Annotated in this window: 18 protein-coding genes, 1 tRNA gene and 1 pseudogene; 11 read left to right on the top strand and 9 right to left on the bottom strand. The window is 60.1% G+C overall.

What is annotated here, in order from left to right:
* Positions 1 to 161 precede the first annotated feature (161 nt).
* The 10 genes from Q1K29_RS09825 (at position 162) to Q1K29_RS09780 (ending at position 10,354) form a co-directional block, all read left to right on the top strand.
* A complete protein-coding gene (locus Q1K29_RS09825) occupies positions 162 to 911 on the top strand; it encodes a sulfotransferase (protein ID WP_300394048.1) in 750 nt (249 codons plus the stop codon).
* An 89-nt stretch (positions 912 to 1,000) separates the two neighbouring features.
* Positions 1,001 to 1,076 (top strand) — tRNA-Trp (locus tag Q1K29_RS09820).
* 82 nt (positions 1,077 to 1,158) lie between these two features.
* Positions 1,159 to 1,596 (top strand): hypothetical protein, encoded by a 438-nt coding sequence (locus Q1K29_RS09815; RefSeq protein ID WP_300394045.1) that lies wholly within the window; start codon positions 1,159 to 1,161, stop codon positions 1,594 to 1,596.
* 85 nt (positions 1,597 to 1,681) lie between these two features.
* The gene (locus Q1K29_RS09810; RefSeq protein ID WP_300394043.1) at positions 1,682 to 3,637 is read left to right on the top strand and encodes a copper resistance system multicopper oxidase; all 1,956 of its coding nucleotides are present in this window, start codon (positions 1,682 to 1,684) and stop codon (positions 3,635 to 3,637) included.
* A gap of 8 nt (positions 3,638 to 3,645) precedes the next feature.
* Positions 3,646 to 4,434 (top strand): copper resistance protein B, encoded by a 789-nt coding sequence (locus Q1K29_RS09805; protein ID WP_300394040.1) that lies wholly within the window; start codon positions 3,646 to 3,648, stop codon positions 4,432 to 4,434.
* 162 nt (positions 4,435 to 4,596) lie between these two features.
* Positions 4,597 to 6,549, top strand: coding sequence for an acetate--CoA ligase (acs, locus tag Q1K29_RS09800; protein ID WP_300394037.1), 1,953 nt, complete (start codon positions 4,597 to 4,599; stop codon positions 6,547 to 6,549).
* 370 nt (positions 6,550 to 6,919) lie between these two features.
* Positions 6,920 to 7,141, top strand: a complete 222-nt coding sequence (locus Q1K29_RS09795) for a hypothetical protein (protein WP_300394035.1) — start codon at positions 6,920 to 6,922, stop codon at positions 7,139 to 7,141.
* A gap of 106 nt (positions 7,142 to 7,247) precedes the next feature.
* The gene (locus tag Q1K29_RS09790; RefSeq protein WP_300394032.1) at positions 7,248 to 7,832 is read left to right on the top strand and encodes a GAF domain-containing protein; all 585 of its coding nucleotides are present in this window, start codon (positions 7,248 to 7,250) and stop codon (positions 7,830 to 7,832) included.
* Positions 7,829 to 9,610, top strand: a complete 1,782-nt coding sequence (locus Q1K29_RS09785; RefSeq protein WP_300394029.1) for an EAL domain-containing protein — start codon at positions 7,829 to 7,831, stop codon at positions 9,608 to 9,610. Before Q1K29_RS09790 ends, Q1K29_RS09785 begins: the two co-directional genes overlap by 4 nt.
* Positions 9,611 to 9,661: 51 nt before the next feature.
* Positions 9,662 to 10,354 carry a response regulator transcription factor gene (locus Q1K29_RS09780; RefSeq protein WP_300394026.1) on the top strand — a complete coding sequence of 231 codons (693 nt, stop codon included), beginning with the start codon at positions 9,662 to 9,664 and terminating at the stop codon, positions 10,352 to 10,354.
* 17 nt (positions 10,355 to 10,371) lie between these two features.
* Here Q1K29_RS09780 and Q1K29_RS09775 read toward each other — a convergent pair whose 3' ends face one another.
* The 6 genes and pseudogenes from Q1K29_RS09775 to Q1K29_RS09755 all read right to left on the bottom strand — a co-directional run bounded on the left by Q1K29_RS09775 (position 10,372) and on the right by Q1K29_RS09755 (position 19,910).
* Positions 10,372 to 11,991, bottom strand: a complete 1,620-nt coding sequence (locus tag Q1K29_RS09775) for an ATP-binding protein (protein WP_300394023.1) — start codon at positions 11,989 to 11,991, stop codon at positions 10,372 to 10,374.
* Positions 11,992 to 12,321 (bottom strand): annotated as a pseudogene (locus Q1K29_RS18490) (PAS domain-containing protein); the annotation flags it as partial.
* A gap of 228 nt (positions 12,322 to 12,549) precedes the next feature.
* Positions 12,550 to 13,293, bottom strand: coding sequence for an aminotransferase class IV (locus tag Q1K29_RS09770; RefSeq protein WP_300394067.1), 744 nt, complete (start codon positions 13,291 to 13,293; stop codon positions 12,550 to 12,552).
* Positions 13,294 to 13,386: 93 nt separating this feature from the next.
* A complete protein-coding gene (locus tag Q1K29_RS09765; protein WP_300394020.1) occupies positions 13,387 to 17,010 on the bottom strand; it encodes a hydantoinase B/oxoprolinase family protein in 3,624 nt (1,207 codons plus the stop codon).
* Entirely contained in the window at positions 17,007 to 18,239 is a 1,233-nt protein-coding gene (locus tag Q1K29_RS09760; protein WP_300394017.1) for a divalent metal cation transporter, read from the bottom strand. The genes Q1K29_RS09765 and Q1K29_RS09760 overlap by 4 nt, the downstream gene beginning before the upstream one ends.
* Positions 18,240 to 18,314: 75 nt before the next feature.
* Positions 18,315 to 19,910 (bottom strand): tetratricopeptide repeat-containing sulfotransferase family protein, encoded by a 1,596-nt coding sequence (locus Q1K29_RS09755; protein WP_300394014.1) that lies wholly within the window; start codon positions 19,908 to 19,910, stop codon positions 18,315 to 18,317.
* Between the two features lie 150 nt (positions 19,911 to 20,060).
* On the opposite strand from Q1K29_RS09755, the gene Q1K29_RS09750 reads away from it, so the two are divergent.
* Positions 20,061 to 22,613 (top strand): TonB-dependent receptor, encoded by a 2,553-nt coding sequence (locus Q1K29_RS09750; RefSeq protein ID WP_300394011.1) that lies wholly within the window; start codon positions 20,061 to 20,063, stop codon positions 22,611 to 22,613.
* A gap of 74 nt (positions 22,614 to 22,687) precedes the next feature.
* Here Q1K29_RS09750 and Q1K29_RS09745 read toward each other — a convergent pair whose 3' ends face one another.
* From Q1K29_RS09745 to Q1K29_RS09735, 3 genes are read right to left on the bottom strand one after another with little or no spacing between them, the layout of a single operon-like run.
* The gene (locus tag Q1K29_RS09745) at positions 22,688 to 23,122 is read right to left on the bottom strand and encodes a hypothetical protein (protein WP_300394008.1); all 435 of its coding nucleotides are present in this window, start codon (positions 23,120 to 23,122) and stop codon (positions 22,688 to 22,690) included.
* Positions 23,119 to 24,336, bottom strand: coding sequence for a class I SAM-dependent methyltransferase (locus tag Q1K29_RS09740; protein WP_300394005.1), 1,218 nt, complete (start codon positions 24,334 to 24,336; stop codon positions 23,119 to 23,121). The genes Q1K29_RS09745 and Q1K29_RS09740 overlap by 4 nt, the downstream gene beginning before the upstream one ends.
* Positions 24,337 to 24,349: 13 nt before the next feature.
* Complete coding sequence (locus Q1K29_RS09735; protein WP_300394003.1) at positions 24,350 to 25,609, bottom strand: class I SAM-dependent methyltransferase; 1,260 nt, start codon at positions 25,607 to 25,609, stop codon at positions 24,350 to 24,352.
* Positions 25,610 to 25,611 lie beyond the last annotated feature (2 nt).

Here is a 25,611-nt window from a genome sequence, read left to right as displayed (position 1 = left end):
TCGCCATCCGCGAAGGCGGCCGCACCGTCGGCGCCGGCGTCGTCTCCAGCGTCAAAGAGTAAGAGGCAACCGCCTCACCTCTGACCACATCAAGGGCCGTTCCTCCGGGAACGGCCCTTTTTTTGTTGCTGACCGCGATCGCATCTGCTGAGACCGAGCCTATGCCGAACCGTATCGATTTCATGATTGCAGGGGTCCAGAAGGGCGGGACGACTTCGCTCGATGCCTATCTGCGCCAGCATCCGGATGTCAGCATGGCGAAGAAGAAGGAGGTGCACTTCTTCGACAAGCGTCCGCCGACCGGGATCCGCGCGCTCGACTATTTCGTCTATCATCGCCAGTTCGACTTTGGCGCACAGGCGCGCGGCGCGAAACTCGGCGAGGCGACACCGATCCTCACCTGGTGGACTGGCGCGATGGAGCGGCTCTGGTCGTACAATCCGGACATAAAGGTCATCATGCTTCTGCGCGACCCAGTCGAGCGCGCCTGGTCGCACTTCCGCATGGACCGGCGCCTGCAGCGCGAGGGCGCCGATTTCTCCGATGTCATCCGCACGGAAAGAGAGCGTGCCCGCCGGTCGCTGCCGAAGCAGGACCGCGAACGCTCACAGCTCGCACGCGGCTTCTATGCCCATCAGGTGCGCAATCTCAAACGCCTGTTTCCGGACGAGCAGCTTCTCTTCCTGCGCAGCGAGGACCTGTCGGACGAGGCCCAGCCGCAATTGGACAGGGTTACAGACTTTCTCGGTGTCTCCCGCTTCGCCTTCGAGGCCGAGCCCCGCCACAACAGCGCCACTGATTCCGACCGGATGAAAGCGGAAGACCGCGCGCTTCTGGAAGAAACCTTCCGCCTCGATGCCGAAGAGACGCGCCGGCTGCTCGGCTGGGAACAGGGCAGCTGGAGCGTCTGATCCGCAAGCCAGACGGCGCGATACTGCATCCGGCCCGCAGAGCCTGTTGCACTCGGCGCCCTGATCGGGCATTACACCGCTTCGCCTGAGCGGGTATAGCTCAGCTGGTAGAGCGGCGGTCTCCAAAACCGCAGGTCCTGGGTTCAAGTCCTAGTGCCCGTGCCAGGCGATTTTCCCGACATTGTGATGGGTCGAACCGCACATGCCGCATTGCGTGCCGGCGCCAGTTGCCTATTTTCGGCAGGCAATGACGAACGCGTTTCGCTTCCTGCTCGTGAGCTTTCTGGCCGTGCTGATCAGCACCGGCCTGATCGGCTGCGCGGTCTTTTCCGCAAGTGCGGGTGAGACCCTTTCGGCGCCAGTGGCCCAAACGCCAGCCGGCATGGCGATGCATGTCCATCATGGCGCGCATGAGATGGCCGCCACGTCCGACCCGGCGCCCGCCCACGACCATGGCGATGCAGACTGCGACGGGTGCACCCAGACGCTGCTCAACCGAGTTTCCATTACACCGGATGCCGGGCTTGCACCGAATGAGGTGCCGGCCCCGGTCTTCATCATTCCCCTGGCCCTGCAGCTCGACCCGCAACCGGTTATGCCTGTGCGCCAGCACTGGCCGCCCGGCGACGAGGCCCCGCCAAGGCCATCCACGCTGACTCACCAGAAAATCAGCCTGCTCATCTGATCCTTCGGAAGGATGTCCGGCGCCCACGGGTGTCCGTTGCTTCAAGTTTTTCCGTTAAAGATCAAGATGAAAGCCTGATTTCACCATGTATAACAGACGATCCTTCCTGGGGACGGCGCTCGGGACTGGTGCTGCGCTCGGCGCGACCAGCCTGCTGCCGGCCTGGGCCCGCAGTGCCACCCATGGCAATCTCGGCCTGCCGACATTGAGCGGCACCGAGTTCAATCTCGATGTCGGCGAGTTCCCGGTCCGTATTGGCGGGCGCGCCGGCCACGCGGTTGGCGTCAATGGCACGCTTCCCGCCCCGTTGATCCGCTTTCGCGAAGGCGCTGAGGTGACCCTCAACGTGACCAACCGCCTCAAGGCCGATACCAGCATTCACTGGCACGGCCTGCTGGTGCCCTTCCATATGGATGGCGTGCCGGGCGTTGCCTTTCCGGGCATCGCGCCGGGGGAGACCTTCAGCTACAAGTTCGCCGTGCCCCAGTCGGGTACCTACTGGTACCACTCGCACTCCGGCCTGCAGGAGCAGCAGGGCCATTACGGGCCGCTGATCATCGACCCGGCAGAGGCCGACCCGGTCGCCTATGACCGGGAATATGTGCTCGTCCTGTCAGACTGGAGCTTCGAGCATCCCCACCGCATCTTCGAGAAGCTGAAGGCTTCGGCTGAGACCTATAATTACAATCAGCGTACCGTGGGTGACTTCCTTGAGGATGCCGGGCGGGACGGCTTTGGCGATGCGCTTTCGGAGCGCGCCATGTGGGGCGCGATGCGGATGAGCCCGCGCGATCTCGCAGACGTGACGGGCGCGACCTACACTTATCTGATCAATGGTCACTCCACGCTCGATAACTGGAATGGCGTCTTCAATCCGGGTGAGCGCGTGCGCCTGCGCATTATCAATGCGTCAGCCATGTCGATCTTCAATGTCCGCATGCCCGGCCTGCCGATGAGCGTGGTCGCCGCCGATGGACTGAACGTCCAGCCGGTGGAGACCGACGAGGTCCAGATCGGCGTGGCAGAGACCTATGACGTGGTCATCACTCCGCCGGACGAGCGCGCCTATGCCTTCGTCGCCGAGTCGATCGACCGGTCCGGCCAGGCTGTCGCGACCTTTGGTCCGCGCCCCGGTATGCGCGCCGAAGCGCCGGCCCTCAGGCCTGTCCCGACGCTGACCATGAAGGACATGGCCATGGACCATGGCGACCATGGCATGGCCGGCATGGCCTACGAGTCCGGTGACAAGGACGGCATGTCGCATGACGGCCACAAGATGGACGGCCACGACATGGAAAGCATGGATCACGACATGTCTGGCATGTCCCATGACGACCACCGCACGGCCGGAAAGGGTGACGGCATGGCGACCATGGCGGCCACTGATGATGGCATGCAGCTTCATGACCATCCCGATGGTCCCGGCGTCGCCAATACGGCGATGATGCCGGTGAGCCGCCTCGACGAGCCGGGCATAGGCCTCGACGATGTCGACCACCGCGTCCTCACCTATGCAGACCTCCGCTCACTTGAGCCAAACAAGGATACGCGCCCGCCGGAACGCGAGGTGCAGATCCATCTCACCTCCAACATGCACCGCTATATGTGGTCGTTTAACGGAGTGAAGTTCTCCGAAGTCACCGAGTCCATCCGCCTTGATGAGGGCGAGCGGGTGCGCTTCAAGCTCGTCAACGACACGATGATGCCGCATCCGATCCACCTGCATGGCATGTTCTTCGAACTGGAGAACGGGGCAGGCGGTCATCGCCCGCGCAAGCACACTGTGATCGTCAAACCGGGTGAGAAGCTCGCCTTCGATGTCTCCTCCGAGCACATCGGCGACTGGGCCTTCCACTGCCACCTCCTCTACCACATGCATGCCGGGATGATGAATGTCGTCTCCGTCATTCCGAAGGGCGGCGAGATGGAGGCGATGCCCGCCTCCCACGATCCGGCCTCCCACTATGAGGGAGCAGAAGAGCCCGCACACGACATGGACCATTCCATGGATCACCAAGACAATCATGGAGGCCACCATTGAGACAGGACATGATGATACGCTCCGTACTTATCGGTGCGGCCGGCCTCGCTGTCATACCCGCCGCCATTGCAGAAGAGGGCGACGCGCCCTGGTCGCAGGCGGACGCGATCTGGGGTGAGGAGGCGATGGCCCGGTCCCGCGATGCGGTCCTCCACAATCATGGCGCCCTGCGCACGACCTATCTCCAGGCCGAACGCTTCGAGCTCCAGTCCACTGACGATGAGGAGGTCCTTCTCCTCGATGGCAATGCCTGGATTGGCGGCGACATCAACAAGCTCTGGATCAAGTCCGAACTCGAATACCTCCCCGATGAGGGTGAGTTCGAGGAGGCGGAAGTCCAGGCCTTATGGTCACGGGCGATCTCTCCATACTTCGATTTCCAGGCCGGTATACGCTACGACTTCGAGCCAGAGGGGCGTCCCCATCTCGTGGCGGGTTTCCAGGGGCTCGCCCCCTACCTCTTTGAGACAGACACTGCCGCTTTCCTGTCCGAGGATGGTGATCTTACCGCAAGGGTGGAGGCAGAGTATGAATTGCTTCTGTCCCAGAGACTGATCCTGCAGCCACGGGTGGAGGCCTCATTCTCTGCTCAGGATATTCCGGAACTGGAGACCGGTTCCGGCCTGACCAGCCTCGATGCCGGCCTGCGCCTGCGCTACGAAGTGAAACGCGAATTCGCCCCCTATATCGGGGTCGAATGGCAGCAGAGCTTCGGCGAGACGGCGGACTATATCGAAGCCGCCGGCGGCGAGTCCGGCGAGGCGGTTTTCCTGGTCGGTCTGAGAGCCTGGTACTGAGACGGCTGGCGGGGGTTTGTGGCCCCCGCCAGAACCGGACTGGAATCGGACTGTCACCGGACTGTTTTCGGAACGCCTTTTCGGGGCCTTCACAAAGGGCTCCGGCGTCGTCATGTTGTGCAGATATCCAGAGGAAACTCCTGAGAAAAGGCGCAGCACACCATGAGCGATCACTCGACCATTTATCCTGTCCCCGAGGCTTTCGCGCGTGAGGCGAATCTTACGCCCGAAAAGTACAAGGAGATGTACGCCCGGTCTGTCGAGGACCCGGAAGGGTTCTGGGGCGAGCATGGCAAGCGGATCAAGTGGATGGAGCCGTTCACGGAAGTGAAGGACGTCTCCTGGGAAACCGGCGACCTGCATATCCGGTGGTTCGGCGACGGGACGCTGAACGTGACCGAGAGCTGCCTCGACCGCCACCTGGAGACGCGTGGCGACAAACCGGCCCTCGTCTGGGAAGGCGACGAGGCGGAAGACGCCCATACGCTGACCTATCGCCAGCTCTATCATGCCGTCTGCCGCTTCTCGAACGTTCTCAAGGATCTGGGCGTCAAGAAGGGTGACCGGGTCACGATCTACATGCCGATGATCCCCGAAGCGGCCATGGCAATGCTCGCCTGCGCGCGCATCGGTGCGATCCATTCCGTCGTCTTCGGCGGCTTCTCACCCGAGGCCCTTTCAGGGCGCATCACCGACTGTGAATCGAAAGTGGTGATCACTGCCGATGAAGGCGTGCGCGGCGGGCGGACCATTCCGCTGAAGGAGAACACCGACAAGGCCTGCGAGCTTGCCGATGGCATGGTCGAAAAAGTGCTGGTGGTCCAGCGCACCGGGGGCGACGTCTCCATGCAGGACGGCCGTGACCACTGGCTGCACGAGGTCGGCGCCGAGGTTGCGGATACCTGCGATCCCGAGCCGATGAATGCCGAAGACCCGCTCTTCATTCTCTACACCTCAGGGTCCACCGGGAAGCCAAAGGGCGTCCTGCACACCTGCGGCGGCTATCTCGTCTGGGCCTCGATGACGCATGAATACGTGTTCGACTTGAAGGAAGACGACGTTTTCTGGTGTTCCGCCGATGTCGGCTGGGTCACCGGCCACACCTACATTGTCTACGGTCCGCTCGCGAACGGCACGACCAGCGTGATGTTCGAGGGTGTGCCGACCTATCCCGATGCCTCGCGTTTCTGGGAGGTGTGCGATCGTCACGGCGTCACGATCTTCTACACCGCACCGACCGCGATCCGTGCGCTGATGCGGGAAGGCTCCGGGCCGGTCGAGAAGACCAGCCGCAAGTCGCTCCGGCTGCTCGGCACGGTCGGTGAACCGATTAATCCGGAAGCCTGGGAGTGGTACTTCCATGTGGTCGGTGAAGGCCGCTGCCCGATCATTGACACGTGGTGGCAGACGGAAACCGGCGCTACCATGATCGTCCCCCTGCCGGGCGCGACCGACATGAAGCCGGGCGCTGGCAGCCACCCCTTCTTCGGTGTGGTGCCGCAGCTCGTCGATGCTGATGGCAAGGTCCTGGAAGGGGCGACTGACGGTAACCTCATCATCACCGAAAGCTGGCCCGGCCAGATGCGCACCGTCTATGGCGATCACCAGCGCTTCGTTGAGACCTATTTCTCCGCCTATCCCGGCAATTACTTTACCGGCGATGGCTGCCGACGGGACGAGGATGGCTTTTACTGGATCACGGGCCGTGTCGATGACGTGATCAATGTTTCAGGCCATCGCATGGGCACCGCCGAGGTCGAGTCGGCGCTCGTCTCCCATGATGCGGTCGCCGAGGCTGCAGTCGTCGGATATCCGCACGATATCAAGGGCCAGGGCATCTATGCCTACGTAACGACAGTTGCTGGCGTGGAGGCAGACGAGGCCTTGAAGAAGGACCTGATCAAGCATGTGCGTTATGAGATCGGACCGATCGCCAGCCCGGACCTGATCCAGTTTGCGCCTGGCCTGCCCAAGACGCGGTCCGGCAAGATCATGCGCCGCATCCTCAGGAAAATCGCCGAAGACAATTATTCAGCCCTCGGCGACACCTCCACACTGGCTGACCCGGAAGTTGTCGATAGCCTTATCGAAGGCAGGCAGAACAAGCCCGAGTAAAAAAGGGCCATGGCACGACGAAGACGAGCAGGCGGCAAAAAATATTGCCCGACGCTCGTCTCATCGGGCTGTGGTCAACCAAGCGTAAATATTTAGCGACGAAATTAATTCTGAATTCCACGTTCTGTGTGAAACAGTTTTCCGGATATTGAGCTCAAGGGCGGTATTTGTTCCAAATACTGCGTTCAATATGGGAGTTTCGACCTTTTTAGACCTTTCGGTCACGGAATGGTGGGAGTTCAACCCCTAACGAGGAGGTTGAAAGGACAATCTCCGGATTGAGGATAGTTCGTCGCCTTGCGCCAGCTTGAACTGGCTGCAGGTCAAGCACCATCCGAGTGAGCGTCCTGATAAATATACGGGAGGCTGCATGTCAGAAAATCTGCGCACCAACGATGTCGTTGCGATTGCATCATGCCGATCAGCACTGGCCTTCGCCATGGAGTGCCTGGAGCGGGGCGGTCACCGGCATGACGAACTCGAGCGTCTGGTGGAATCGGCTCTTCAGATGGCCACGAGGAAAGAGTTGGAATGCAGCGTGATCCGGGATTTGACCCGTTCGCGCACAAGTCTCGGCTTTGTCGAGGGCTGAAAAATACCATCGCACAAGACAAGAAGTTGCCAGACGCAAATACACCGGCGCGGACAGGAGTCCGGCCAGGGTCTGAGCAGTCATGCGAACCAGGATGGAGGGCGTAATGCAATTATTTTCGAGACCGGAGCCTTTGCCGGACCCGTTGCCTGCGGTGCAGGAGAAGGCGAGGCTGGACTGCCTTGACCGGCTCGACATCGTAGGCGCGCCAGGCGACCCCGCGATCGAAAATCTGGTCGAATGCGTTGCCCGCTTCTTCCGGGTGCCCATGGTGATGGTCTCCATGGTGGATCAGGACAAGCAGTGGATCAAAGCCCGCTTCGGGTTGGATACGACCGAAACCGATCGCTCCGATTCCATCTGTCAGTACACGATTGCCCAGTCGGGGCTGTTTGTTGTGCGAGATACGCACGAGCATGCAGAATTCCGGTCCTGCCCAATGGTCGCCGGTTATCCCTTTGTGCGTTTTTACGCCGGTAGCCCCGTGATCGTTCAGGGCCAGCATGCTGTCGGGGCGCTTTGCATCCTGGACCGGAAACCGCATGCGGTCGGCGAGAAGGAGCTTCGCTGGCTGCGCCACTTCTCAAGCATTCTCTCCCAGATGATCGAGATCAACTATCTTGTGAATGAGGATCGCCTCATCCAGCGGTATGCGCCACAGCGGCGCAGTTTCGGGTGCAGGGTCTCATGAAGATTGACGTCTCCGATATCGGCGCGAGGCTTATGGTCATTGCCCCGTCGGGCCAGGTTCTGCATGCCAACGAGACTGCGCGAAAGCAGATCGGTCTCTACCGTGTCGAAGGCCGTAGCCTGGAAGACCTGCTCTCCCGGCCTTGCCGCGCGCGTGTCCTTCGAGCGCTTGAGCGGGCCTTCGACGGGGATGAACTGATGGAGGAGTTCGAGTTCGTCACCGGCACCGTCGGAATCATGAACCTTTTCCGTATCGCTCTGGCCAACAATGAGCAGGCTGTCGCCGCGATATTCTTTGCCGCTTCACAGGCTGTTGGCGCCGAAGAGGGCGGGAAAGCATCCCCCGGCTCACCTCTGGTGAGCAGAGGCATCACCATGACCCTCAACCGCCTTGAGCAAAAACTGCACAAGGCCGAGACCCGGTGTGCTGAGGCGTTGAAGGCTGCCATGACGGATATGCCCACCGGGCTTCGCAACCGGGCCGGGCTCGAGTTTGAACTTCAGAATGAAGTGGAACACGCAGGCGCAGAAGGCGCCTGCCTAATTCTGACCTATCTCGACCTCAGCCGCTTCAAGCAGCTCAATGATACGCATGGCCACATTGTTGGCGACAAGGTTTTGCGTATCGTGGGGCGGCGGCTGAAAGCCTTTGGTCAGGTAAGTTGTGCGGCGCGCGTCGGGGGAGACGAGTTTGCAATACTTGTGCGTCATCCCGGCCATCCGGACACTTTCGTTCAGGGGCTCGAGCAGCTTTGGCCGAGATTGTTCGCACCAGCAAAAGTCGATGGGACCCGCCTGTCTTTCTCAGGCTCGGCCGGGATTTCTGTCTTCGGTCATGATGCCTTTGACGCTGCAGCGCTGAAGGCTCATGCCGATGAGGCCCTGGTCGAGGCAAAGCGGCGCGGCAAGGACACGATCCAGCTTTATGACTGTGCCCTGGCCGAACGATCAAAGCGCAGGGCAATCCTTGCGCAGGATTTGCCTGCCGCCCTGGTTACAGGAGACATTTATCCGGTCTACCAGCCAATTGTGCCCTGCCAGGCAAATATGGGGTATGGTGTTGAAGTGCTCGCGCGGTGGCGCCATCCGGTGTTTGGTGAGGTTGCGCCCGACGAATTCGTCGAGATTGCCGCCGAGAGTGGTCTGATCTCGGCGCTCGATATCCATATTTCGGAAACAGCCTGCCGGGATCTCCTCACGCTTGTAGAGTGCAGACGGCTCAGCTTTGTTTCTCTCAATATTTCGCCCCAGGAGCTGAGCCGCCCGGAGTTCCTCGACCGGCTTATCCACGTGATCGGGCAGACCGGCATAAGGCGCGATGCGGTATGTTTCGAGGTCACCGAGTCGGACATCATCTCCGATCTCGTAGCCGCAAAGCAGGCGCTGGAGCGACTCAAGGATGCTGGTATGTCGATCGCCCTCGATGATTACGGGACGGGTTACTCGAACCTCCGGGCACTGCTCGACCTTCAGGTCGACAAGCTGAAGATCGACCGGTCGCTTGTCAGCCGCCTTGCAGTGGATGAACGTGCGATGCGCGTTGTCCTCTCCGTCATTCACCTGGCACGCGTCTTCAACGCTGAACTGGTTGCCGAGGGGATTGAAGACTCTACCCAGGCCGCCATAGCGCAGGCCATGGGCTGTCAGTACCTGCAGGGCTTCGCATTCAGCCGGCCGCTGGCGCTTGAGGATTTGAAGTGCTGGCTGGAGGATCAGGTTTCGGAAACTACGCAGCCAACTGCAACCGCGACTGTTCATTCACTTCAAGCATCGGCATAATCCGGGCCAGAGCGGCACAGAAGTCCGTGTACGGCTTCAAGTGGATTATTGATGAAAATACTGGTCATTGATGACGAACCGCTTCTCGTCCAGACGATTCGGCTCGGCTGGCCTGATCAGGAAGATGAAATTACTTCAGCAAACAGTTTCGCTGAAGCCATGCCAATAATCTATTCGAACCAACTTCTGGAATTCGATTGTATTATACTTGACCTTCGATTGCCGGACGGCAGTGGATCCAAGGTTCTGTCCGAAATTCGCCAGCTTACATCAACGCCTGTCATAATGCTGTCTGCCTGGGGTGACAGCCAGTTCAGGGCGGAGCTTCTGAGCGATGGGGCTGACGATTATGTCATGAAGCCTGTTGGCATGAAGGAGCTGTATGCCAGGGCAACGAAGCTTGTCGAGGGCACGCGTGAACGGGTCCGGCTCGACCGCGACCACCGCATTGGCAATGTCATCCTGCTTCCTTCGAGCCGTGAGCTTCTCAATGGCGAGACGCGACAGGCGCTGACCGGCGCCGAAGCCGCCTTGCTGACGGCATTGGCGCAGGCGAATGGCGGTGTAGTCTCGCGGCAAGACCTCTATCTGAAGGCCTTCGGGCGTGAAGGGCGGTATGGCGAAAAGGCGCTGGAGACGTATATCGGCCGCCTGCGCAAGAAGCTCACAATCCTTGGAGAAGATGGCGCAAAGCGAATTCTCAGTGTGCGCGGACAAGGCTATCGCCTTGTTCTCGGAAACTAGAGACAGGCCGGACGTCCTCAGACTTTTCCGGACGCCTCAAGCACTTCGCGTATCTTGTCCACGAGGTTGGCCCGGCGATAGGGCTTCGGCAAAATCGAAACGGTGGGATCAAGGTGCTCTTTCGCCACGATGGAGTTGGTGGTGTAGCCGGTCGTGTAGAGTGTTGGCAGCCCGGGGCGGAGCATCCGGGCCTCCTCAGCCAGTTCGACACCGTTCATCCCGCCGGGCAAAATAATGTCGGTGAAGAGGAATGAAATCTGGGGCGTCGATTCCAGCAATTCGAGCGCTTCACCTGCTGTCGCAGCCGAGATCGTCGTCATCCCAAGCTCATTGAGCAAACGCTTTGCGTGGGCAAGGACGAAGGCATTGTCTTCGACGATGAGGACGGTCAGTTCAGGCAGCTCTCCGCGAGTATTTTCTTCTTTTTGCCGAACCGTCTTCGGCAATCCTCCAGCCGTCGGGAAGTACATTCTGACCGTCGTGCCTTTGCCCTTCTGGGAGTCGATGGCGATGTGCCCACCGGACTGTTTTACGAAGCCGTATACCATGCTCAACCCAAGTCCCGATCCGGTGCCTGGGGGGTTGGTTGTGAAGAACGGTTCGAAAGCGTGCTCCAGCGTATGCTCTTCCATACCCTCACCGGTGTCGCTCACCGCGACCATGACATAGGCGCCTGGCTGAACATCAGTCTCTTCGAGAAGGCATGAACTGTTTAGCGTCACATTTGCCAGTTCGATCGTAATGTTGCCGCCCTGTGGCATCGCATCCTTCGCGTTGAGGCAGAGATTGAGAAGTGCCGTATCGAACTGAGCGACGTCCAGCGTTGCCTGTTCCAGGTCCGGTCCGGAAATCAGGTCGAGAGCGATGGACTCAGTCAGTGAACACTGCAGCAAGGGAGCTGTCTCGCTAAGGCGTTCGCCAAGGTCGACAGCTGTAGGCAGGAGGGATTGGCGTCTGGCAAAGGCCAGCAGCCGTTTGACGAGCTCAGAACCGCTTTCGCAGGCTGATAACGATAATTCAGCCATCTCTTTCAACTGACCTTCCGGCAAGCGGTCAGCCAATCGCTCGCTGGTACCCAGAAGCACTGTCAGCAGATTGTTGAAATCATGCGCAATGCCACCTGTCAGTTCGCCAAGGGATTCAAGCCGCTCAGCGCGTTTAATCCGTTCTTCCCGAAGCCTGCTTGTGGTGATGTCCGTCATCAGCCCGATGATACGCTGGGCTTCTCCATCAGGCCCGCGATCTGCCATGGCCCTGTCGGAGACCCATTTTACTTCTCCATCAGCGGCCATGAACCGGTATTCTTCTGACCAGAGATCAGTGTTGCCCTTCAGAAATGTCCGCAGGCTAGACAGAATACGCTCGCGATCCTCGTCATGGATATGGATGCCTTCCGGCCCTGAATTTTCGGGCTCGGGCGCGTGACCGTATTCGTTCTCATAGTTCTCGCTGCGCCACACCGTACTGGTGGAAAGATCCCACTCCCAGACGACGTCCCGGGTGGCCTGCGTAATCATGTTGAAGCGGTCGACCGCCGGCTGGCGATCTTCGGTCCCTTGGGAGTTCGTAGCGGCAGGTTTGGAAGGGATGTGAGGCTGTAGCTTGCCGTCATCATGCAGGTGGCGGGAGAGGTCCACGATTGAGAGCAACCTTGATAGGCCACACCCATTCTCAAAGTCGGAGAGGGTGGCCCGCACAAGGATTAGCTCACCCGACCGGGTCACATGCTTCCAGAGGTTATGTGTAACAACTGAGGCCGATCCGGACCTTACGGCCTGGTGCCATTCGTCACGCTCGGGTGTTGATGCGAGATCCGAAACGCTGAGCGCACAGAAGTCGTCCACGGCGTACCCATACAGCCTGCAGGCCGCGTGATTTGCCGCGGTGATCTGGAGGGTCTGGATATCGCAGAGAAATGCAGGGTCGGGATAGTGCCTGAAGAATTGTCCCCTCGACTGTCCAGCCATTAGCGCCCCTCGCTGGCTTGCCTAGAATATTTATTTTTAGCGGTGCTGTCTTTTCGGCTCAGTAAACAAGTATTCCCAAGCGTTGTTGCGATCTGTCTTCGACAGGGCTTTCATTCTGTTTGACCTAACTAAACTGCAGTAGCCGTCTCACGCCGTCAATATCCTTACGCGTGCGTTGCACGACAAGTGATTAAGCGGGTTCTCTAATGCAAACCGGAGAAGCTGCGTTCAGGCTTCTTTCAGGAGGGCCCGACAGGCGTCTAGGAGCGGCTCGGGTAAAGTCGTGTTGAAAGCGGTCTCATCAAGGCTTTCGGTTGCGCGGACAAGTTGCAGGCTGTTGGTCAGGTAGATCGCGTCGGCTGAGTGAAGGGCGTCGATCGACAACGAAGCCACGCTGACGTTGAAACCGTTATTGCCCGCCTCGCGAATGAGCCAGTCGCGCATGATGCCGTTGACCACACCATCCTCCAGCGGTGGGGTGACGAGAGCATTATCAAAGCGGGCAAAGATGTTCGCGATGGAGGTGCAGGCCGCATGTCCTTGCGGGGTGAGGTATAGCGCGTCGTCAAACCCCGCCTCGCGCGCCCGCTGGGTGCCGATTACAGCGTCGGTGTAGGCGAGCGTCTTCCGGCGTGAGGACGGTGCCGTTGGATTGCGCCAGATGTCGCTCGTCATGAGACGCGTAGGGGGCAGGGGAAGGGCTGGCGCGCCCGGGTCGAATTTCGAGATCAATGTTGGCATTCCAAGAGCATTGGGGGCAACGCCACGAGGGCCCGGGCCACGCGTTACGGTCAGACGCAAGGCGCCGGCTTCGTCATCGGGGATCGCTTCAAGCGCAAAGCGACGCAACGTTTCCAGATCCACCTCGATTCCGAGGGCGGCCGCATCGTTCTGAAGACGCTCGATATGGGCCTCCATCAGCACGATGCGGCCATCGACGACCCGTGACGTATCGAAAACGCCGTCGGCCAGCAGCAGGCCGCGATCCGAAAGGTCGAACGGCTGGAGCCCGGCTGGGCCATCGGTGAATTGGCGGATCCTGATCAGAGCGTGCTTCCTTTCGGACTAGTCCTCTGCACGCCCGTAACCGCCACCGCCCGGAGTCTCAATGGTAATCGTGTCGCCGGTTTGCAGTGTGACGCTGGCAATACCGGCCAGCTCTTCCCGCCCGCCGCCTTGGCGGGTGATCCATTGCTGGCCGGTTGCGCCGGGCTTTCCCCCCTCAAGACCGAAGGGTGGAACCTCGCGCGCAGACGAGACCAGCGTCACCATTGTTTCGCTCAGCGCCTCGATTTCGCGAACGACACCATCGCCGCCGTCATGGGCGCCCGCCCCGCCAGAGCCGCGCCGCAGAGAGAAGCGTTTCACGCACAGCGGATAGCGCAGTTCCAGGATTTCCGGATCTGTGATGCGGGTATTCGTCATGTGCGTATGGACGCCTGATGCCCCGTTAAAGTCTGGCCCGGCGCCCGCCCCGCCACAGATCGTTTCGTAATACTGGTAGGTGTCGTTCCCGCAGAGGAAATTGTTCATCGTCCCCTGGGCCGCAGCGACCGCTCCCAGAGCACCAAACAGCACATTGCAGACGGCCTGGCTGACTTCAGTGTTACCCGCCACCACGGCGCTGCCGGGCGAGGGCGACAGGAAGGAGCCTTCCGGAATGACAAGCTCCAGCGGCCGCATACAGCCTTCATTGAGCGGCAGGTCATCCGCGACGAGGCAGCGAAACACGTAAAGCACGGCGGAGCGTGTCACCACGGGTGGCGCGTTGAAATTGCCGGGCCGCTGGGCGCCGGTTCCGGCAAAGTCGATGCGCGCCGAGCGGCTGGCGCGGTCGACCGTGATGGCAACCCTGAGCGGCAAGCCATCATCGGTTTCGACCTGCATCTCACCATCGCTCAGCCGGTCGATGACGCGCCGCACGCTTTCCTCGGCATTGTCCATGACGTGACCGGCATAGGCCGAGACGCCGGGCCAGCCATAGCGCGCGATCATTACCTCAACATCACGCGCGCCGGCTTCATTTGCGGCGATCTGCGCGCGAATGTCGGATACATTGGCGTCGGGGTTGCGGGCGGGGTAGGCCGCGTCCGCCAGAAGGTCCCGGAATGCGGCCTCCCGGAAATCACCGCCACTGCGAAGCAGGAAGTCGTCGATCACCACGCCTTCCTCTTCGAGCGTGCGTGCATACGGCGGGGTGGAGCCGGGAGTTTTCCCACCAATATCCGCGTGATGCCCGCGATTGCCGACAAAGAATCGGATCTGGGTGCCCGTTTCGTCGAAAACGGGGGAAATTACGGTCACATCCGGCAGGTGCGTGCCCCCATTGAACGGGTTGTTCAGCGCAATCATGTCCCCGGGCTTCAGGCTCGGACCGCGCGTCTTCAACACCGTGCGCACGCTTTCTCCCATCGCACCGAGATGGACCGGCATGTGTGGTGCGTTCGCGAGCAACCGGCCATCGGCATCGAACAGGGCACAGGAAAAGTCGAGCCGTTCCTTGATGTTCACACTCGTCGCCGTGTCGCGGAGGACCGCGCCCATCCGTTCGGCGATGGCCATGAACATGTTGTTGAATAGCTCGAGCAGGACAGGGTCTGGCGTTTCGTGCGCTGCAATATCGCCGCGTGCTTTCGCCTTTGTCCGGGTGAGGATGAGGTCGCCCCGCTGCGCCACCTCGACCTCCCAGCCGGGATCGACCACAGTTGTCTGTGTCTCCTCGATGATGAGGGCCGGACCTTCGATCCGGTCGCCAGAAAGAAGCGTGGGACGGTCGAAGACCGGCGTTTTCGTTCGCTTGCCCTCGAACCAGACATCGGCTTCGGCAACAGGGTCCGGTTTGCCCTCCTGGCGCGAGGCAAGCGCACCAAGTGTGGCGTCGCTGCCGGGACGGCGCAGTTCACTGGTGACGCTCTGGATGACGATGGCGCGGTCTGGCGTCTTGAAGCCGAACTGGCGCTCATGGCTCACCTCGAAGGTGGCGCGCATCTGATCTGCCGCGGAAAAGGGGACATCGATTGTTGTGTCCGTTCCCTCATAACGAAGGGCTGCGCTTGGCGACCATTCGAGCTGGTCCTCAGCGTCAGACCCGAGCCGATTGTCCTGGGCAGTCTTCAGCGTCTCGAGGCTTGTCTTTGCGGATTCAACGCCATCAGTATCCAGAACGGCCTCTACAGATCCACGGCGGATATCGATCTCGTCAGCCAGACCGATGCCCAGAGCCGACAGAACGCCCGAAAAGGGATGGATAAGCACCGTATTGATATCGAGCTCAGCCGCGACCAGACAGGCATGCTGGCCCCCGGCACCCCCGAAGGCCTGTAGGACGAAGCCCTCTGTGTCGCGTCCCTTTTCCAGCGTCACCTTACGGATCGCCTGCGCCATGTTCGCCACGGCGATGCGCAGCGCGCCATCGCCGATTTCCTGGGCCGACCGTGGCTCCTGACTTTCAGCCTGGACCTTGTTGGCGAGAGACCCGAAGGCGCTTTCGACAGCCGCTGCATCCAGCCGCTTATCCTGGCCTGGACCGAAGACGGCCGGGAAATAGTCCGGCTGTATGCGCCCGAGCAGCACGTTCGCGTCCGTCACCGTCAGGGGGCCGCCACGGCGATAGGCGCACGGGCCGGGATCGGCCCCGGCGCTATGCGGCCCGACCTGCAGACGGCCCTGTTCGAAGCGGATGATCGAGCCGCCGCCAGCTGCCACGGTGTGGATGTCCATCATCGGAACCCTTAGCGGCGTCCCGGCCACCTCGGCTTCCGTCACCCGCTCGAATGCGCCTTCGTAAACGGAGATATCGGTGGAGGTGCCGCCCATGTCGAAGCCGATTACCCTGTCATGACCGAGCGCAAGCGCGCTGCGTGCCGAGCCCACAACGCCACCAGCCGGGCCGGAGAGAACGGCATCCTTGCCCTGAAAGCTGTCTGCTTCCGCAAGACCGCCATTCGACTGCATGAAGCGCAGAGGTGCCATGCCGAGGGCTTGGCGGACCTGGTGGACGTACTGGTGGAGAACCGGGGATAGATAGGCGTCTGCCACACCGGTTGCGGCGCGGGCGACATAGCCGACTAACGGGTCCGCCTGGTGACTGAGGGTCACATGGGAGAACCCCACCTCACGCGCCAGCTCACCGAGAAATTGCTCCAGGTCGGGGAACTTCCAGGCATTCATCATCGCGATGGCGCAGGATTGCGCGCCTGCCTGCCGGGCATCTGAAAACATCCGCCGCGCGGCTTCCACATCAAGCGGCGCGAGCCATTCGCCATCAAGACTCAGGCGTGCCTCTACTTCACGGACCATATCGTAGAGCGGGTCGGGTTTGCGGATATTCAGGGCGAAAATGTCGGGCCGGGATTGCCGGCCGATGCGCAGAAGGTCGGCGAAACCCTTCGTCACGACGAACAGCGTCGGTGCGCCCTTGTGTTCGAGAAGGGCATTGGTTGCCACGGTGGTTCCGATACGGACATCGCTGATCTGGCTGGGGTCGTAGATGGCGTGATCGGCATCCTTCATGAGCCGCTCAATACCGGCCAGCGCAGCATCTTCATAAACGCCCGGATTCTCGCTCAGGAGCTTTGTAATCTCGAACGACCCATCCGGCTTGCGGGCGATGATGTCGGTGAACGTCCCGCCGCGATCGACCCAGAACTGCCAGCCCGGCTTCATCGCCCCTGGTGACGTTGCGCTCATAGAGAGGACAGCCCCGTCTCTATGGCCCGCCAGATACCTCGCGCGCCGAGGATCGCTGCAACCAGCACAACCAGGCCGCCAGCCATGTTGGCCAGCTGGCCATTGGCATGGTCCCCAAGAAGGTTACGGCGGTTCATGACGTAAAGCAGGAAGACAGCGATGATCGGAAGCAGCAGGCCATTGGCAGCCTGCGCAATGAGAATCAAGGACACCGCCTTGACGCCAGTGAGCGCGATGCCTGCCCCGATTGCGACGACGGCCAGCGCGATGATACGGAAGCGCGTGGCCGACTTTGAGACATCCTTTCCCGGTATCAGTTCATTCAGCGCGTAGGCGGTCGCCATGGGGGCGGTAACCGCTGAGGTCAGCCCGGCGGCAAACAGGCCTGCGCCGATGAGGTATCTCGCGGACGGGCCAAAGGCGGGCTCGATGGCGAGCGCCATGTCCCGGGCGCTGGAGACATCGATCCCCATGGCGAAAAGACTGGAAGCGGCGGTCGACAGGATCAGGATCGACACAAGGCCTCCGACGCCGATGGAGACGGCCGATTCCCGGCGCGCATCTGTTACGCTGGTCGGGTCGTCATTCCAGCGCTGGCGCGCCGCTGCTGCGTGAAGGAAGAGATTGTACGGTACGATTGTGGTGCCGATCAGCGCGATCGTCGTCAGCAAACCGTTTTCGGGGATGGTCGGCCAGAGGCCGCTTAGAAGATTCAGGGGATCAGGCCGCACGAGAATGGCCGCGAGCGCGAAGGCGGCTGACATGATCAGAACAAGGACGACGAGGATGCGCTCAATCGGTTTGTAACGTCCGATCAGCAGAATGGCGGACGCTGTAACGGCGATGGTCAGGATAAGGAGCCTCCGTGCGCCTTCGCCTGTCATCGCTTCCACGCCCAGGACGCCGCCGACGATATTGCCGCTCTCATAGGCGGCGTTGCCAATGGCGAGCGCGGCGATAATCAGGCCACCGGCGATTGCCGTCCCAAGCGAGCCGGGAGCTGACTTGATGAGCGCTTCACCAAGGCCAAGTCGCGCGCCTGCTCCGAGACGGGCAGACATGTCCTGCAGGATGATGGTCGAGATGGTCGCAAAGATCAGTGCCCAGACCAGCGCGAAACCAAAATTCGCGCCAGCGAGAGTGCACGTCGTTACCGTGCCGGGGCCGATAAAGGCAGCGGCGACCAGTGTGCCGGGGCCTGCCTGAAATCGTTTGCGCCGTGCCGCCATCCGCCGTCCTTGTAACGTCTTGCTGCCTCCAGTCATCCGTAGAGCCTGCAGGATACGGATCAAGGGTTTGGCTCGTCAGCTTTCGATATCGGATTCCTCAAGCAGGCCGGCCTCCTGGAGGATAGCGATGGCAGGCGCGAGCTGTTCGGCAACCTTCCGCCACCGCCCAAGCGAGGATGAATAGAGCGGCTTGCGGACCTGTACCGAACTTGCTGTTGCGACGGGTGCCGCATTTTCATGGAAGGAGAGGCAGGCCGGATCGAATTCCAGGCCGCAGAAGGCCAGCAGGCGGCGGGTCTCACCTTCCTGGTTGGCGATAATTCCTTCGTAATGAACCTCGGTGAACCGGTCGGAAGGCAGCGTATCGCGAAAGTGCGCGATCATGCGGTCAAACCCGGCATAATATCTGGCCGCGGTTTCCAGATCGAGCGCGTAATTGTAATAGGAAAAGCTGGTCGCAAAGAGCTGGCGGTAATTCGAGAGCACGGTATCCAGTGGATGGCGGCGCAGGCAGATGACGCGTGCCTTTGGAAGCGCCTTCAGCATCAGGGGTACATAGAAGGCGTTGAGCGGCATTTTGTCGATAAAGCGCCCCTGTATACCGAGTGTAGCGCGGACCTGCCGGATATAGTCTCTGCCAAGGGTGCCCATATCGGCGCGAGACGATGATGTGAGTGTTTCCGCGTCCAGAACAAATCGCGACGGGGTGTTCAATTGGCGCTTCAGGCAAAGGGCGAAGTCGCTCAGCTCGCCTGCCGAGGTGATGTCCGGGTGACTCGACAGGATGCGATCAACCAGTGTTGTGCCCGTGCGCGGCAGGCCAACGATGAAGATTGGGGCGCTCGGCTCAACCCCCTCGGCGAGCTCGTGATCTGTCGTCGCTATTGCAGCGGTGAACAGCGCTTGATCCTGGGCGAAACTGTAGTCGAGCGTGGCGCGTTTGGCGGCCTTGCCGCGCGCGAACCAGTCCATAGCTTTGGCAGGGCGTCCAAGGTCCTCGAGCGTTTTGCCGATTGCGTGGCAGATATGCAGGAGAGCATCGGCGGCCTGCTCAGGCGGGCGTTTTGAAATCTCGCGGTAGGCTGCTTCGAGGCGGTCCAAATGGTTGCCGTCAAAGGTCTGGCGAGAGACCTGGACGAGCCCTGTCAGAGCGCGCGTATCGGTGGGGGCCAGAGAGAGACACTTTTCATAAGCCTCGCGCGCTCCGTCCATCTGCCCGACGAATTGAAGCGCGACCGCAAGGTTGTAGTGATGATGTGCTGACTGCGGTGCAGCGGCGACAGCCTTTTCATACCAGGGCAGCGCAAGGGCATGCAGTCCAGCTCTGCTGAAGACCACTCCGATCATGTCTAACGTGCTGGCGCTAGTGGGCTGGTAGGTTGCGGCGTCTTTCACGCAGGCGAGCGCCTGGTCTCGTCGATTGAGCGCAATCAAGCTGCGCGCTTTTTGGGCAAGAGTTTCCGCAGGCTCCGCATCCAGGGCAAGTGCACGATCATAAAGATCGATCGCCTTTGCATGATTGTGGTGGTCGGCAGCAACGACACCTAACAGGACATAAGGCTCGCCGAGGTCCGGGTCCTGCTGCAGTGCCTGCAGGCATAGGGCATGAGCCTCCCGATATGCCTGCTTTGCGAGCAAGATTCGCGCTTGAGAGAGCGGGGAAGAGGGCATTTGCTGTCCAGAAATTGATCACTCCTTCACTACAAATGTCACATTCAGTTCACAAGGGCAGAATTCCGGTCAGAGTCCCAAAATTGATTGGGATGACACATTAGCCTGCGGAAGGCTCTCACCTGCTTCGAGTTTAGGAGGAGGTCCAAAATGAAGACAAGTTGGCTTTTGGGAGCGAGTGTGCTTGCCCTCGGTGCGGGAGGGCTCGCATCCCCTGCAATGGCGCAGGAGACAGATGGCGAGGATGAAGTTGCCCGTCAGGACGTGGTGACGGTCACCGCGACCCGCCGTGCCGGAACAGTGCAGGATGTACCCATCAATGTTGCCGCCGTCGGGGCCGCGCAAATTGAAGAGCAGGGACTAGACGAACTCTCCGACCTCATCGCTTTCGTTCCAGGCATCAACATCGTTGACCGTGGCGCCCGTCAGGGTAACCCGATCATCGTTCGTGGCCTGAATGCCGATCCGATCGGATCGGGCGATGGTGACAATAGCGGTGGTGGGACAGTCGCCACCTATCTCGGCGAGGTTCCGCTCTTCATTGATCTCAAACTCAATGACATGGAGCGCGTCGAGGTGCTGCTAGGGCCGCAGGGCACGCTCTATGGGGCAGGCACGCTGGCCGGCGCCATCCGCTACATTCCGGTGAAGCCGCAATTCGACGAGACCATGCTCGAGGCGCGCACGGACATCTACCAGTATTCTGAAGCCGACAGCCTGTCCTATGACACGGGCTTTACCTTCAACCACAGTATCGGTGACCGCTTCGCTATCCGTGGCTCAATCGATTATCTCGACGATTCCGGTTTCGTGGATCAGCCCTATCTGCTGCGCGAAATCGGTGTTTCCAATCCGGACCCGGATTTCTCCGACCCGGCGGATGTAAGCGCCAATCTGCGCAGCGCAGAGGACATCGATACCGAGGAAGCTGTGTCTGGCCGGTTTGCTGCCCGCTGGATGCCGGTGGACTGGATTGATGGCACGCTGACCTATTACTTCCAGGATGTGGATGTTGGCGGGCGCCGGATTTCATCGCAGCGGGCGACTTATCCTGGTGCCGGACCTGAAATCTTCTCGGCCGGTGCTTTCGAAAACGGCAAACGCGTTCCTGAGCCGAACGAGATCAGCAACGAACTTCTGGCGCTTGAGGTCGTGGCCGATCTCGGCTTTGCGGAGCTTACGTCAGCCACTGGGTTTTCCAAGTTTGAGGATGACGGCCAGCGCGACCAGAACGACCTTCTGGTCTCGCTGGAATATTCCTATGAGCTTTTCCCGGCATTTGGGTCGTTCACTCACGAGGTCGGCGAGACGGAAACGTTCACTCAGGAACTACGGCTGGTTTCGACCACAGACAGCAGGTTCAACTGGATTGTGGGCGGATTTTATTCTCAGCAAGAGTCAGTTGCTACGTCAAAGGAGTTTACGCCCGGCTATCCTGACTATGCTGGCTTTGTGACGCCGCGGCCGGATGCGCTCGAATATTTTTCGATCGGCCATAATGAGCTCACGGAATCGGCACTGTTCGGGGAGGTTGGATACGAATTTACCGACAAGCTGACAGTCACGGTAGGCGGACGCTACTATGAGTATGAATTGCTCGATGGCGCCATTACCGAGCGATACTACCCGTCAGGCGATCCGGATGAACCGAATACCACAACGGTTTTCTTCCCGCTCTTCGAGCCATTGGATTTCGAATCTATTTCCCTCAATCAGATTAAGGGACTGCCCTACGATCCGTTTTTGACACAGGAAGACGATGGCTTCCTCTATAAGTTCAATGTTGCCTACGACGTGACGGACGACTTTCTTGCCTATTTCACGGTTTCGGAAGGATATCGCACTGGTGCTTCGAACGGCATCGGTGCTTGTGGAGCGTTCGATTCTACAGCCAATCAAGGCGCGTGCGCTCTTGCACCGGGACAGCAATATGGTCCAAACCCTGAAGACATCGCCCAGTTCGACGAACGCCAGTTCGGTCCGGACAAGACGCGCAACTACGAGATTGGTGCAAAGACGGCCTGGCTTGGTGGAGATCTGATCCTCAACGGGGCAGTCTTCTATGTCGAATGGACCGATCCGCAGGTCGCCTCCGCAACGGTCAACGCCAATATCCCGATAACCGTCAACGCCGCTGGCGCGGAATCGAAGGGTGTCGAGCTGCAGGGCAGCTGGCGGGTCACCGACCAGTTCAACCTTCGGGGCACATATTCATATGCCAAGACCGAGCTGACGGAGGATGTGCCCTTTCTGATCCGTACGATCACCCCGCCGGGCTTTGATACAGCTTTTGAAGACGGTGAAGTGGGTGACCGACTTCCGGGATCACCTGAGAGCCAGTTCTCTGTCTTCGGCAAATATGAAGTCCCGCTCGAGAACGGCAACAGCCTTCTCTTCGATGCAAGCTACGCCTGGCAGGACGACGTTCTGACCCGAACCGGCGGGCGCGGATCTTCCGTGAGCATCCCTTCTTATGGGGTGGCCAATGCCAAGGCGACCTATCAGGCGGAAGACTGGTCAGTGTCCTTCTACGTGAACAATCTGTTCGATGAATACATCGAGACGGGCATTGTCGGCACGCCGCTATCTAACCAGATCGTGTCGGACGAGAATGGCGATCCAGTCACCGTTCGCACGCACTATGCGACGCTGGGGCCACCGCGCACGATCGGTGTCCGGGCGAAGATTCGCTTCGGCAGCTAGGCGCCGGTCCAACGATTGAAGCCCGCCTGGCATAGCACCGGGCGGGCTTTTTTCCTGGCGCGAGGCATCCCTGCTCAGGCGTGGTGGAACATGCCGATCAGTTCATAGCGGCCGGTATTGATTGCCCAGTTCATGGCCAGCGCGAAGCCGCAGAGGCCGATCAGCGCCACAGCGAATGACCGGCCTTTCATCTGTGACACGACAATGCCGGCAATGATGCCGATAAGCGACGCGGAAACATCGCTCATGCTTGCTGTGCGCGAGGCGGAGAAGACCTGCTGGAGGACTTCGATCGCAATCGCGCCTGAGACCATAATCGGAAGCAGGAATTCCATGCGCGCCAGAAAGGTGCGTGAGCGCAGACACAGAATGGTCATCGCGGCAAATGCCATGATGTGTTCGGTCTTGTCGCCGAGCGGATGACGCCAGCCGGGCAGCATGGCAAGCGCCAGGATGATGAGCGCGAAAGCCGCGAGACCTGCAAGTCGAATTAGGGTCGTCCGGTTCACAGACACTTGATCGTCGGCGAAAGGCCGAGCGCCTTCAGGTCGGCGGTGATCTCATCCTCGTAGATGCGGTTCATGACGATGACGAGATCCGGTTTTATCTCGGCCAGTTCGGCGGGCGGCACGATGCGTTGGCCCGTGCCCGGCATGTAGTGATTGTGCCGGTTCGGGTTGATATCGGTGACATGATCGACCTTGTCGCCGAGACCGAGTGAGGTGAGGAAAGAGACAGCCTTGGAACCGGAACCCCAGAGGAGAACCGTTTCTCCCCGCCCTTTCGCGGCGTCGACGACGCCCTGCCAGTCATGCTTTGCCGCCTCGACCCGTTTGGGGAAGGTTTCGACAAGAGAGGCAATTTCGTCGAGGTCATCCTCGATCTCCAGCATTTCGCCGCCAAAACCAGGTACGGCCTCAATGGTCAGATACTGGTCATCATACTCGGTGGAGATATCCGTCACGCGGAATCCGCACGACCGGAAGAGGCGTCCCAGCGAGCCCGGCGTGAAGTAGGAGCAATGCTCGTAATAGATGTCCTCGAAAGCGCAGTGTCGCAGGATACGTAGAGATTCCGGGATCTGGAAGAAGACGGTCGTTCCACCGCCTTCGGTAAGCCCATCACGGATCTGGCGGATGAACTGGGCAGTATTGGTGATGTGCTCAAGCGTCATCTTGCAGCACAGGAAATCAGGCTCGCGCGCGCAATGGGATGGGTCGAAATATTCCGGGATCAATGTAACCCGCTCAGCGCCCTCGACCCCTTCCAGCCGCTCTGGAATGGCACTCGGATCGACGCCAATGCCGGTATTCTCGCCGAGCTGAGAGAGTAGAACCAGAAACTCACCCTTGCCGCAGCCGATTTCCATGACGTTGCGGCCGTGGATGTCATGACGTTCAATCAGCCGCTTGGCGAGATTGGTGTGGAACTTCGAGAAAGTCGGCGAGAAGCCCTGCGTTTCTTCATAGCGCCCGGAATATTCTGTCAGCTCCTGCGTAAAGGCTGCATTGAAAATGAAGCCGCAATCAGGACAGTGGCAAAGCCGCATCTCGCCGGTCTTGCAGGCCAGCGCCTCTTCCTTCGTCGAAAACAGGATACAGGAATTGGTTGGTACATTATCGAGCGCATAGAACAGGTCGGTCTCCGCTGCGCCACAGCTCGGGCAGGCGGCGTGACCGGATGTCTTTTTGATCTGTTCGAGCGGAGCGGTATCGGCAGCCACGGCGAGCTTCCTTCTAGACAATTCTTGGAGAGGGAACCGGAATGATGAATTTGCCCCCGGCGGCGCGGTATTCGGCCTGCTGGGCGAGGATCTCGTCAGCAAAATTCCAGGCCAGCATCAGCACATAGTCGGGCTGTTCGTTGATCAGGGCTTCAGGCTCACGGATTGGCAGGTGGGCACCTGGCATCAGCCAGCCCTGCTTGTTGACGTTCCGGTCGACGACAAAATCAATCTGGCTGGTGTCGAGCCCGCAGAAATTGAGCATGGTCGCGCCTTTGGCGGCGGCGCCGTAAGCGGCGATCGAGTAGCCCTTGGAGTGCAGGTCCGTGATCATCAGATTGAGATCGGTGCGTAGTTTTTCGACGCGCTTGGAGAAGCCTTCGAAATAGGCTGGAGAGTCGAGGCCGATAGCTTTTTCATCCGCAAGCATGGTTTTCACACTGTCCTCGACGGCCTCGAAAGGCTGGACGAACACCCGAAGCGAGCCGCCATGGATGGCAAGTTGCTCAACGCGGTTCAGGTAAAGGCCATGACGGCGGAAAAGGTGGTCGAGTGCTGTCAGCGAGAAGTAGCAGAGATGCTCGTGATAGATCGTGTCGAATTCGACGTGTTCGATGAGTGGCCGCAGGTAGGGCATCTCGATCACGGCGACGCCATCCGGCTTCAGGATCGTGCGGATGCCCTCAACGAAGCCGTTCGTATCCGCCACGTGGGCGAGCACGTTGTTGCCATGCACGATGTCGGCAGGTCCATGCTCTTCACGGACCTTGCGGGCGAGATCGAGCGTGAAGAAGTCATTCAGTGTGCGAACGCCAATTTTTTCGGCCGCTGCCGCTGGTCCGTCCGCCGGGTCGATCCCAAGAACCGGGACGCCTGCCTCGACATAATTGCGCAGGAGATAACCGTCATTGCTGGCCAGCTCGATAACGAGGCTATCGCCACCAAGTGGCTTTTCTTCAAGGCGCGCCAGCACATTGTCGCGTGAATGCGCCATCAGGGCAGGCGAGAACGAGGAATAGTACGGATAGGCGTCAGCAAACAGGACTTCGGGCTTCACCGTCTCGGTGATCTGTACGAGAGAACAGTCAGGACAGACGGCCACGACGAGCGGAAAGCTCAGTTCCGGTGTGTCCTTGTCATTCTGCCGGACCAGTCGGTCGGCCAGCGGTGTGATGCCAAGGTCAAGAAAAGGCGTCAGCGCCTTTGAATCACAGGAGCGGCACGCGGTCTCGGTTTTGGACAGGGCCTCGGGCCGCATCATCGTGTCTGCCATGC

The sequence above is a fragment of the Henriciella sp. genome (assembly GCF_029937755.1).
GTDB lineage: Bacteria > Pseudomonadota > Alphaproteobacteria > Caulobacterales > Hyphomonadaceae > Henriciella.
The sequence above is the reverse complement of the archived record's forward strand: the minus strand, read 5'-3'. Positions and strand labels throughout refer to the sequence as shown.